The following is a 12,695-nucleotide window of genomic DNA, read 5'->3' as shown; positions in this document are numbered from 1 at the left end:
AAATTAAAATATACAACAATGCAAAGAAGAAAATTTATCCAGAATGCTGCTTTATTTGGCAGTTTAGCCCTTATCGATCCTATGGAAATAATTGCAGGAACTAAAATGGTAAAAGATTTCCCTATTGTAAGGGTTGCAAAAGGAAAAAGAAATTTTGAAAGTGATTTCATTGAAAAAACGATAACCGAATTTCAAAAGAATGTAAAAGACAAAGAATTAGGATGGTTGTTCAATAACTGTTTCCCTAATACACTTGATACCACGGTAACCTATTCGCAAAAAAACGGAAGACCTGATACGTATGTAATCACCGGAGATATTGATGCAATGTGGCTAAGAGATAGTTCTGCGCAAGTGTGGCCGTATATGACATTTGCCGGAAAAGACACCAAACTTAAAAACCTAATTGCCGGAGTAATCAACAGGCAGACAGAATATATATTGAAAGATCCGTATGCGAATGCATTTTACAACGATCCTAACAAAAAAGGGGAGTGGACAACAGATCATACTGATATGAAACCCGGAGTTCACGAAAGAAAATACGAAATAGATTCGTTATGCTACCCAATAAGACTGGCGTACAATTACTGGAAAAATACAGGAGATACTTCTCCATTTGATGACAATTGGGTAAAAGCAATTAAAGCAACCCTAAAAGTATTTAAAGATCAACAGCAAAAAGACGGTACCAACCCGTATACGTTTCAGAGAACAACGCAATTTGCTACAGACACAAGACCCTTAAAAGGCTACGGATATCCGGTTAAACCAGTTGGTTTAGTTTGTTCGGCCTTTCGACCAAGTGATGATGCAACTGTTTTTTCTTTTTTAATTCCTTCAAACTTTTTTATTGTAGCCAGTATGAAACAAGCTGCAGAAATGTTAGAAACCATTAAAAAAGACAGCGCTACAGCAAAAGAACTACGCGCTTTAGGAAATGAAGTAGAACAAGCCATCAAACAACATGCAGTAGTAAAACACCCTAAATACGGAAACATTTTTGCTTTTGAAGTAGATGGTTTTGGAGGTCATTTACTTATGGATGATTCTAATGTGCCAAGCTTATTGAGTTTACCTTATTTAGATGCTATTGATGTGAATGATCCAACGTATCAAAATACCAGAAAATTTGTGTTATCAGAAGATAATCCGTTTTTCTTTAAAGGAAAAGTAGCCGAAGGAATTGGTGGCCCACACGTAGGAATGGATATGATCTGGCCGATGTCGTTAGTCATGAGAGCCTATACAACATCAGACCAAAACGAAATAAAACAATGTATCAAAATGCTTAAAGCATCACATGGCGATACTGGTTTTATGCACGAATCTTTTCATAAAGACGACGCTAAGAATTTCACAAGATCATGGTTTGCCTGGACCAATACATTATTTGGCGAATTATTGTGGGATACCTATCAAAAACACCCAAAATTGCTGGAACTATAACTATTTATAACAAGTTTTAATTTTTTATAAAATGATAAAATTCAACAAGAATATCGTTCTTGCAGCCCTTTCTATGTCTATTTTTAGCTTCAATGCGACAGCTCAAAAATCAGGCGGAGGACTTGCAAAAGGAAAATATACAGCACTGGTCAATCCGTTTATTGGTACCGCACCATTATTAGATACCAAAATAATAGGCTACACACCACCGGCAGATATGCGCGTTTGGGCAGGATTGGTATTTCCGGGTTCATCAGTACCCAATGCAATGGTACAGTTAAGCCCAATGACAAAATACAGATCAGGTGCAGGATACGAATACGAAGACACTGAAATTTTAGGCTTTACCCATACCAATAAAGGACATTGGAATCTATGTCATATTCCGCTTTTACCAGTTCCGGACGGAGCTACATTTCCGTACAAATCATCTTTTATCCATGATCAGGAAAAAGCAAGTCCGGCTTATTACGAAGTGTATTTAAAAAACTATGATGTACAGGTAAAACTAAGTTCGACATTGCGTTGTGGCGTACACGAGTATACGTTTAAAAACAACAAAGGCCGAAAAGTACTTTTTGATTTAGGCAAAGCGAATAATCATGTAGACGACTGGCAGATTAAACAGGAAGGTTCAAATGCCGTAAGCGGTTTTCAGAGAACCGGAGGCGAAAAAATATATTTTTATGCCACATTAAGCAGTCCGATAGAGAAGTTAGATACTAAAGATGTTGCCAAAAGCGGCGGTTATACTTTGGTAAACATTAAAGACGGAGACACAAAACCTGTAACAGTAAAAATAGCGTTGTCCTTTGTAAGTGTAGACAATGCAATCGAAAACTTAAAAGCCGAAGTAGGCGAAAAAAGCCTGACCAAAGTTTTTGAAGAAGGAAGTACAAAATGGGAAAACCTGCTGTCTAAAATTCAGGTAAAAGGAGGAAGCGAACAACAAAATGTAATGTTCTACAGCATGTTGTACAGATCGTTTTTATGGCCGGCTTTGCGAAGTGACGTAAACGGACAATTTACAGACGAAGCAGGAAAAGTTCGAAAAGAAAACTATCACTATTACACACTTCCTTCATTGTGGGATGATTACAGAAATAAACTGGTTTTATTGAGTATTTTTTCACCAGATGAAACCAGCGATATTATCAGTTCGATGATCAATGAAGGAGAAATTAAAGGTTTTATGCCAACATTCTTTCACGGAGATCATGCTGCATCATTTATTGCAGGATCTTATATGAGAGGAATTAGAAAGTACGACGTTAAAAAAGCATACGAACTATTACTAAACAACGCTTATAAAGAAGGCGGAACAAGACCACACATCGCAGAATATATTGTAAAAGGGTATGTTCCGGAACAGGATATCAAAAATCCTGTAGTAGAAACGAAAGGAAATGCAGGCGTTACCAAAACGCTGGAATATGCTTATGACGATCATGCATTGGCATTATTAGCCAAAGAACTAAATGATACAGAACATTATAATGATTTGGTAAAACGTTCTAAAAATTACGCCAATGTGTTTGATAAATCGACCACTTTTATGAGAGGTAAACTGGCAGATGGAAAATGGGTGACGCCATTTAATCCTGAGTTTCCGTATTATGAATACATGTACAGAGAAGCAAACGCATGGCAATTATCCTTCTTTGCGCCGCATGATATGCCGGGATTGGTTAAACTTTATGGAGGCGACAAACCTTTTGAAGCCAAGCTTGATGAATTCTTTACAAAACCATGGAATCCTAAATATATTGCATGGAATATATCAGGTTTTATCGGGCAATATTGTCACGGTAACCAACCGGATCACGAAGCTCCGTTTTCGTATTATTTTGTAAATAAACCAGAGAAATCACAAAAAAGAATCGACGAAATATTAGAAACAATGTACGGAATCGGGCCTGAAAAACTAGCCATGTCCGGTATGGATGATGCGGGCGAAATGTCGTCCTGGTACGTGTTTGGTGCACTGGGACTTTACCCGTTATCTCCTGCCGATCCTGAATATATTGTAACCGTTCCTATTTTTAAAGAAGTATCATGGACAACACCGGCAGGCAAAAAAGTAACCATCAAAAACCCGAATGGGAAAAGAAATCTGGAAACCATAAAAGTAAACGGTGCTAAAATCGATGGCTATTTTATCTCTCACGATTTGTTTAAAAATGGTGGAGACATACAAGTTATAACGAAATAATAAGAATGCCTTTGTAAAGTATAAATTAAAATGACGTCCCTTTTTTTGGGACGTTGTTTATATAAAAACAATTTTAAATGAAGACAATTAAATTAGTAACATGCCTGTTTTTATTGTTGGGAATTTTTACTGCATATTCTCAGCAAAAAAAGTTCGAACTCCTTTCACCAAACGGAGAAATAAAAGTTTCGGTTGCTTTAGAAGATAAAATCTATTATTCGATCAATATCCAAAACGAAGAAATAGCCGCCAAAAATCATCTGGCATTAATCCTTAAAAATGAAACTTTAGGATTAAATCCGAAAATAACAGGAAGTAAAACCGGAAAAGTAAAAGAGGAAATTAAACCCGTTGTTCCGCTTAAGTTTTCAACTGTTTCTAATCAATACAATTATTTGGTATTGAATTTTAAAGGAGATTATGCAATAGAGTTTCGCGCTTTTGATGACGGAATATCTTATCGATTCATAACGTCTAAAAAAGGAGAAATCGAAGTGTTAAACGAAGATTTCGCTGTTAATTTTCCGGATAATTATCTGTTGCATGTGCAACAACCTGGAGGTTTTAAAACGGCTTATGAAGAAGCTTATTCGCAAACAACGGTAAAAGATTGGAAACCTTCTGATAAAATGTCTGTACTTCCTGTTTTGGCCGATTCGCAAAAGCAATACAAGATATTAATAAGCGAATCTGACCTTTCGGATTATCCTTGTATGTTTTTAAAAGGAACGGGAAAAAGCATTACTGCCGTATTTCCTAAAACACCTTTAGAATTTGGCCCTGATGGAGACCGAAGTCTTAAAATTTTGAAAGAAGCCAATTATATTGCCAAGACCAAAGGAACAAGAAATTTTCCGTGGCGTTATTTTGTGATTACTAAAAATGACAAGCAGCTTATAGAAAATACAATGACTTTGAAACTCGCTCCAAAAAGCGAACTAAAAGATACTTCATGGATAAAACCCGGACAAGCCAGCTGGGAATGGTGGAACGGCGCAACGCCTTACGGTCCAGATGTGAACTTTGTGTCTGGTTATAATCTGGATACCTATAAATATTATATTGATTTTGCTTCGAAATTTGGTATAAAGTATATCATTATGGATGAAGGCTGGGCCAATAGTACAGAAGATCCGTATTCGCCAAATCCGAATGTGAATGTTCATGAGCTCATTAAATATGGTAAAGAAAAAAATGTGGGTATCGTATTGTGGCTGACCTGGCTTACTGTCGATAAAAATATGGGCGTTTTTAAAACCTTTAAAGAATGGGGAATTGCAGGTGTAAAAATTGATTTCATGGATCGAAGTGATCAGGTAATGGTCAATTATTACGAAAATGTAGCCAAAGAAGCAGCAAAGCATCAAATATTGGTAGATTTTCATGGCGCCTTTAAGCCTGCAGGTTTAGAATACAAATATCCAAATTTAATTTCGTACGAAGGAGTAAGAGGAATGGAACAAATGGACGGCTGTAAACCGGACAACAGTTTGTACCTGCCTTTTATGCGAAATGCCGTTGGCCCAATGGATTATACGCCGGGCGCGATGATTAGCATGCAGCCGGAAGTATACAGATCTGAAAGACCAAATTCGGCAAGTATTGGTACAAGAGCTTATCAGCTTGCTTTGTTTGTTGTTTTCGAAAGCGGTTTGCAAATGCTGGCAGATAATCCAACCAATTATTACCGTGAGAAAGAATGTACTGATTTTATCACTTCGGTTCCTACGACTTGGGATGAAACCAAAGCATTAGAAGCCAAAGCGGGACAATACGCCATTGTTGCCAAAAGAAAAGGAACAAAATGGTTTATTGGCGGAATAACCAACAATGCCGAAAAACAACGAAACTTTAAACTGAATTTAGATTTTCTAAAAGCCGGAAAAACCTATAAAGTAACCACGTTTGAAGACGGCATTAACGCAGGATATCAGGCAATGGATTATAGAAAGAAGAATTACACCATTACAAACAAAGATGGTATTGATGTGAAAATGGTTAAAAATGGAGGATGGGCAGCAGTTTTAGAAGAGATTTAGGGTTTGACGTAATTCTTTAAAATATAATCGTTTTGTGTTTTATCCCGCATAGTTTTTGTTGAATAGGCTCCAGCTTTAGCTGGAGTTTATATAGAAAGCAACGACAAAGTTTGTCATCCCGAGGAACGAGGGATCTCCGCCAGTAGCTCTACCAAGATTGGTGATTTTGATTGTGGAATTTCTCATGAAGATCCCTCGTTCCTCGGGATGACAAAAACTCTTAATCAGTAAGTAACCAAAAAGATTGTGATCCTTCGTCCCTAAGGATGACAAAAAGACTCAATGAATGAGTAACCACAAAGTTTGTTATCTCGACGAATGAGAGATCACACTAGTATTTCTGTTCAGGTATTCGCCAATCTTTGTCGAGTTTCTTGTGAGATCCCTCGTTCCTCGGGATGACAAGATTATGTTTACTTTGTGAGAAAATAAAAAATCTTTGCAAATCTGCGTTTTCGCGAAGCGAATCCGTGTCATCTGCGTGCAATATTCAAATTAGTTTTGATTATGATGGTCGAATCCCAAGTTTGATTCTTGGTTCCTCAGAGTGACAAAAAAAGTTCTTATGAAAACAATTGCCCTAGCCCCGATAAAAGTGGAAATCCTTTTTGTTTTTTTCTTTAAAAAATAAAAAGATTGGAACGGATTGCTTCGCCAGTTCGCTCTTTCAGGCTCGGGTGCGGGATTAGCTCCTAAAAAAAATGATTTGCTTTTACAAGCCAATTCAAAATATTAAAAAATAAAATCTAATGATTATACAACATAAAAAAAATAGTAAAACAATTTGCCTGTTTTTCCTTTTTCTATTGATGAATGTAGCAGGATATTGTCAGGCACCGGTAAATCTTAAGTGCGAACATTTGGTTGATCCATTAGGGATTGATGTGCCAGAACCAAGACTTTCGTGGCAATTGAATGGAAGTGGACACAATGTAGCGCAAACGGCTTATCAGATAGAAATTGCAACAGACGCTAATGCTTTAACACAAGGAAAAGCAACGGTGTGGAATACTGGAAAAGTGCTTTCGGACGCTATTTTAGTTTCTTATAAAGGAATGACTCTACAATCGTTTACTACTTATTTTTGGAGAGTAAAAGTTTGGGATGAAAATGGCAAAATGAGAATTTCGAAGATTCAGCGTTTTGAAACTGCCATGATGCAATCGAGCGACTGGAAAGGAAGTTGGATTTCTGATTCTCATGATAAGAATTACAAACCGGCTCCTTATTTCAGAAAAGAAATTACGACAACAAAAATGATCAAAGAAGCCCGTGTTTATGTTACCGCCGGCGGATTGTACGAATTTTATGTGAACGGAAAAAAAGCAGGAAACCGAATGCTTGATCCTATGTTTACGAAATACGACAGTCGTAATTTGTACGCCACATTAGACATCACGGCCGATTTGCAAAAGGGAAAAAATGCTTTTTGTATTTTGTTAGGAAACGGCTGGTACAATCACCAATCGACGGCTGTTTGGCATTTTGATAAAACAATTTGGAGGAACCGACCTCGTTGTCTGGTGAATATCAGAATTACGTATGCTGATAATTCGACGGAAACAATTGTAACAGATGAAAGTTGGAAAACAGCGGATAGTCCGGTTATTTTTAATAGTATTTACACGGGCGAGCATTATGATGCGCGTAAAGAAATTGCCAACTGGAACAAACCTGATTTTAATGATAGTAACTGGAATAAAGCAATAGTTGTAAAAGCGCCATCATCAAAATTGGTGTCGCAGCAATTGCATCCTATTAAAGTGGTGGCTGAGTTAAAACCTACCAAAATCAATCGTGTAAACGATACTTTGACTGTGTTTTCTTTCCCAAGAAATATTGCAGGGACTGTTCGTTTTTCGATAAAAAATGCTGTCGCGGGAACTGTTTTTAGAATAAAACATGCGGAACGTTTGTATAAAAACGGGATAGTTGATCTTTCGAATATCGATTTGCATTACAGACCAACTGATAATTCAGATCCTTTTCAGACGGATATTTTTATTGTAAAAGGAAATGATAAGGAAAGCTTCTCTCCAAAATTTAATTATAAAGGATTTCAATTTGTAGAAGTTACTTCAAGTCGCCCTTTTAAATTGAAGTATGATTGTATTTTGGCGCTCGAAATGCACAGCGATGTTCCTGCTATTGGGAAAATTAAAACCTCGAATTCGGTTTTTAATAAGATTTGGGAAGCGACAAACAGCAGCTATCTGGCTAATTTATTTGGTTATCCAACAGATTGTCCGCAACGCGAAAAGAATGGTTGGACAGGAGATGCACACACGAATATAGAAACGGGATTATACAATTTTGACGGAATCACGATTTACGAAAAATGGCTTGCTGACCATCAGGACGAGCAACAACCGGACGGAGGAATTTCGAACATTGTTCCTAATCCGGGAGCATTTGGATATGAATTTGCAACTGGTCCGGACTGGACAAGTTCGATTGCTATTATTCCGCGGAAAATATATGAGTTTTACGGCGACGCCAGTTTGCTGACTAAAATATATCCCAACATAAAAAAGTATGTAGATTTAATTGATAAGAAATATCCAGGCGGGATTACAGATTGGGGATTAGGAGATTGGGTTCCTGTAAAAACCGTAAGTTCTAAACCGCTAACTTCGACGATGTATTATTATACTGATGTGATGATTTTAGCGAAGACAGCAAAACTATTAGGAAACACCAGCGATGCGGAACATTATTTTAAATTGGGAGAAAAAATTAAAACAGCATTCAATAAAGAATTTTTTAATTCAACTACAAGTTTATACTGCAGCGGCACACAAACCGAATTGTCCGGTCCGTTGTATTGGGGATTGGTTCCTGATGAATTTAAGCAAAAAGTAGCCGATAATTTATACAAAAAAGTACAGGAAACTAATTTTCATCTTGACGTTGGTTTATTGGGCACAAAGTCTTTGCTGAATGCATTGAGCGAAAATGGTTATGCCGATGCTGCTTATAAAATTGCTTCTCAGGAAGATTTTCCGTCCTGGGGTTATTGGATAAAAAACGGCGCCACGACTTTGTTTGAAAATTGGCCATTGAATGTCGAGAAAAATGATGCTTCGATGAATCATATTATGTTTGGAGAAATAGGAGCGTGGATGTACAAAGGATTGGGCGGAATTTTTCCGGATGAAAATCAGCCTGGTTTTAAGCATATTATTTTAAAACCAAATTTTGTTAAAGATCTTACTTATTTTGAGTCTGAACATAGTTCTCCTTATGGGAAAATTGTCTCGAACTGGAAAAAAGAAAACAAAGAAATACTTTATAATGTGGTGGTTCCGCCCAACTCCAGCGCGAGTTTTTATTTAGAAAAAGACAAAACTTTTAGTTGCAATTCAAAAGACATCAACATTATCAACGAAGGATTGTATAAAGTAATTCACCTGAAATCAGGTTCGTATTCTTTTAAAATTAATCAGGAATAAAACCTTCATTACATTGAAATAAAAAAAAGCATTAGTAATTTATATTTACTAATGCTTTTTTATTTTGGATGCTTTTTAAAGCGGAAAGATCAGGCTTTTATTTTGAATTCAGATCGATTTCGTAATTAAAAGAAGTTGCTTTTGCATACACCATATATTGTTCTAATGGCTTCGGCCCGCATCCCCAGGAACCTACTCCTAAGGTTTTATGCGAAACACATAATACCGTTCCTTTGCTTTTTGGCAGATCTATTTTGTATTCTACATTTTCCATTTCTTCGTCGCTGTAAGGCAATGCAGCTACTTGTAGTAAATCATCACCTTGTTTAATAGTTAATCCTAAACCATCTTGAGATTTTAGGTTTGCCCAACGTACATCTTCATGATTTCCGGATTCCATTGGCTTTTCGTAAGGTGTCATTTGCTCTTTTACAGTGCTGTAATAATGACCAACATCAAAGCCGCTTTTACGGTCAGGATAATTTTCCATTGGTCCGCGTCCTAGGTAATCAAATTGGTCTAAATCTTTACTCAAAAACATTCGAACACCAATTCGCGCTAAAATTAATTTAGGATCATTAAAACTGATATCATTGGTTACCTTAATAGTACCGTTTCCGTTAATGGTATAAAAAACACGGTGCACCACTTTAAAATTTTCTTTTCCGGTTCCGGTTAATGTAGCTTTAATCTCGAAACTTCCACCGGATATTTTTTGAGTTTTAATATCACTCACTACCCATTTGATCGATTTCAAATCGTATTTTTCCCAGTTTTCGTACGCCCACATATCATCTTTTCTGTGTGGTGCGCGCCATAAATGCAATAGTGGTCCTCCGTTTTCCTGTAAAAGGTTTTTACCGTTTTTTTCTATTTTCGAAAATGTTCCTTTGTTTTTATCAAATTCAATTTTAAAATTGTTACCAATAAGCTGAATGCTGTTTCTGTTGTTTTTTACAGATAAAGTACCTTCAGGTATATGTTGCAAAACTGGCGGAGTATTTACCGGAAGTTCGAATTGCTGCGAAGCTACTTCGTAACCTTTATTGGCCCATAATTCATCTTCTGCAAGAGCAAATGAAATACGTAAGAAATATTCTGAACCTGATTTTGGAGTAATATTTAAAGGAATCTGAATGTCTTTTTGTTCACCCGGAATTATAGAACCTGTTGCAATATCTCCCGTAGCGATTGATTTTCCGTTTTCAGTCAATTCCCATTTTGCCGAAAGGCTATTCAAGTTCTTCGTTTCATAACGGTTTTTGATTGTGAAAATGCCGTTTTTACTGTCTTTGTCTGAAATTGTAATCCATTGGTATGCATGTTTTAATTCAGGATAATGCGGTTTTAAAGAGCGGTCAGAGAATACCACTCCTTTATGAATGAAGTACTGATCGTTTGGAAATTCGCCAAAACCACCTCCGAAAGCAGTTATAGGATGTTTTGGATCACGATTATTGTAAATTCCCTGATCCTGCCATTCCCAAATTGCACCACCAAGCAGGGCAGGATATTTATCGAATAAATCATTGTAGATGTCTACAGATCCCATCGAATTGAACATCGCATGGGCATATTCGCATAAATAAAATGGTTTTGTCAAAGAAGTATCATTAGCATGTTTTTCTAAGTTAAAAACATCTGTATACATCTGACTGTCAATATCGGCCGGGTTGTTTAAGGCAATGCCAAAACCTTCGTAATGAGTAGGTCGGGTTGGATCTATATCTTTAATTGCTTTTAATGCCGCTCTAAAGTTCACGCCACCGGTTCCGTTTTCATTACCCAATGACCAGATTAAAACTGAAGGATGGTTTTTGAAATTCTCTGTATTCGCCACATTACGATCTACAATCGCGGCTTTTATACGAGGGTCATCATTAAATTCATTCATGGCTCCGTGACATTCTACGTTGGCTTCAGCAACTAAATAAAGACCATATTCGTCGCATAATTCATACCATCTCGGATCATTAGAATAATGGCTTGTTCTGACATGATTACAGTTGGCTTGTTTGATTAACAAAATGTCTTTGATCATTTGTTCTTCTGTAACGGCGTGACCGTCATCTGGCCAGTTTTCGTGACGATTAACTCCTTTTAGTTTGATCGCAACACCATTTACAGTAAACAATCTTCCTTTGATTTCTATTTTTCTAAAACCAATTTTAGACGAAAGAGTTTCGATTGTATTTTTTCTTTCTTTTAAATCAATTACGGCGGTGTAAAGAGTAGGGGTTTCCGCTGTCCATTTTTTAGGATTCGTAACATTAAACGTTACATCTATCGCAACTTCCTGACCTGGTTTTAAAGCCGGAACAATTTTTTTCCCGGTTGCTTTGCCCACAATAGCGCTGCCATCATATAAATTGACTTGTACCAATCGTGGTTTCGAAATTGTTTTTGCGTAGTTTTTAATTTTGGTAGTTACCACAACTTCGGCATCTTTATAATTTTTATCGAGATTGGTTTTGATAAAATAATCCCTGATATGTTGTTGCGGAGTACTCCAAAGCGTTACGTTTCTAAAAATACCGCTCAAACGCCACATGTCCTGATCTTCTAAATAACTTCCTGTGGTGAAACGATAGACTTCTACAGCCAGGGTATTTTTTCCGGCAACAAGATATTTTGTCAGATCAAATTCTGCTGCATTTCTGCTGTTTACGCCATAGCCTACTTTTTTCCCGTTTACCCAAATAAAGAATCCCGCGTCGACACCATCAAAAGTGATCAAAATGCGTCTTCCTTTCCAGTTTTCCGGAACGGTAAAATCACGACGATAACTACCGACTGGGTTTCTTTCGTGAAATGCCGTGAAATTTTCAGGAGGCGTACTCATCACTCGCGGAAAGTCTTTCTGAAAAATGTAATTAAAATTGCTGTAATAAGGTGTTCCGTAACCTTCAATTTGCCAGTTCGACGGTACTTTTATTTCTTTCCATTTCGATACATCGTAATCTGTTTTATAAAAATTTACCGGACGTTTTTGAGGCCAGTCGACCCAATTGAACTTCCACATTCCATTTAAACTTTTACTGTAAGTAGAAGCGTGTCTGTTTGCAGTAAGCGCTTCTTTTAGCGAAGCATAAGGCATTAAAGTTGCGTGCGCAGGTTCTTTATTAATGCCGATATTTTCAGGATCTTCAATTTCTTTAGGAACCTTTGCTGTATCCTGAGCAGAAAGATTTTGTTCTAATTTTTGAAAGGCAAAAATGGAGTTTTGGTGGAATATCAGAACTATAAAAAGAAAAATTTTAATACTTCGATTTTTTAATAATGGGTGAAACATACCTGTGGTTTTAGATAATTAGTAATAGTTTTGGTTTAGAAAATTATTAAATTACTGCAAACATACTAAATCGATTTGGTATTTCTAAATTTTGCCTACCAGTTTATTCAACTATTACTTAAATACATTGGTTAATCTTTGTTTTTTATCAGTAATAATACATAATTTTATTTTATTCTCCCTTTATATTGCACTTATTGTTTTTGTAAAATATTCTTTTATTCATTTTTGAATAGTGAAAAAGTATATAT

At 36.5% G+C, this 12,695-nt stretch carries 5 protein-coding genes; 4 read left to right on the top strand and 1 reads right to left on the bottom strand.

All coding sequences use genetic code 11. The features are described from left to right. The first annotated feature begins 18 nt into the window (after positions 1-18). From FLACOL7796_RS09435 to FLACOL7796_RS09420, 4 genes are all read left to right on the top strand, one after another. Positions 19-1,449 (top strand): glycoside hydrolase family 125 protein, encoded by a 1,431-nt coding sequence (locus tag FLACOL7796_RS09435; RefSeq protein ID WP_173970551.1) that lies wholly within the window; start codon positions 19-21, stop codon positions 1,447-1,449. Between the two features lie 31 nt (positions 1,450-1,480). Continuing rightward, on the top strand, positions 1,481-3,661 hold the full coding sequence (locus tag FLACOL7796_RS09430) for a GH92 family glycosyl hydrolase (protein ID WP_173970550.1): 2,181 nt from the start codon (positions 1,481-1,483) through the stop codon (positions 3,659-3,661). A gap of 77 nt (positions 3,662-3,738) precedes the next feature. Further along, a complete protein-coding gene (locus FLACOL7796_RS09425; protein ID WP_173970549.1) occupies positions 3,739-5,700 on the top strand; it encodes a glycoside hydrolase family 97 protein in 1,962 nt (653 codons plus the stop codon). A 749-nt stretch (positions 5,701-6,449) separates the two neighbouring features. Continuing rightward, positions 6,450-9,152: an alpha-L-rhamnosidase gene (locus FLACOL7796_RS09420; RefSeq protein ID WP_173970548.1), complete on the top strand. Its 2,703-nt coding sequence runs from the start codon at positions 6,450-6,452 to the stop codon at positions 9,150-9,152. A 97-nt stretch (positions 9,153-9,249) separates the two neighbouring features. Here the strand turns inward: FLACOL7796_RS09420 and FLACOL7796_RS09415 are convergent, their stop codons facing one another. Further along, the gene (locus FLACOL7796_RS09415) at positions 9,250-12,444 is read right to left on the bottom strand and encodes a glycoside hydrolase family 2 TIM barrel-domain containing protein (protein ID WP_173970547.1); all 3,195 of its coding nucleotides are present in this window, start codon (positions 12,442-12,444) and stop codon (positions 9,250-9,252) included. Positions 12,445-12,695: the final 251 nt, after the last annotated feature.

Origin of the sequence: Flavobacterium bizetiae (assembly GCF_902804475.1) — a bacterium.
Classification (GTDB): domain Bacteria; phylum Bacteroidota; class Bacteroidia; order Flavobacteriales; family Flavobacteriaceae; genus Flavobacterium; species Flavobacterium bizetiae.
The sequence above is the reverse complement of the archived record's forward strand: the minus strand, read 5'-3'. Positions and strand labels throughout refer to the sequence as shown.

What these genes read in the sequence shown, in the direction of transcription:
- FLACOL7796_RS09425 (WP_173970549.1), top strand. Translation starts at nt 3,739, where the DNA reads ATGAAGACAATTAAATTAGTAACATGCCTGTTTTTATTGTTGGGAATT.
- FLACOL7796_RS09430 (WP_173970550.1), top strand. Translation starts at nt 1,481, where the DNA reads ATGATAAAATTCAACAAGAATATCGTTCTTGCAGCCCTTTCTATGTCT.
- FLACOL7796_RS09435 (WP_173970551.1), top strand. Translation starts at nt 19, where the DNA reads ATGCAAAGAAGAAAATTTATCCAGAATGCTGCTTTATTTGGCAGTTTA.
- FLACOL7796_RS09415 (WP_173970547.1), bottom strand. Translation starts at nt 12,444, where the DNA reads ATGTTTCACCCATTATTAAAAAATCGAAGTATTAAAATTTTTCTTTTT.
- FLACOL7796_RS09420 (WP_173970548.1), top strand. Translation starts at nt 6,450, where the DNA reads ATGATTATACAACATAAAAAAAATAGTAAAACAATTTGCCTGTTTTTC.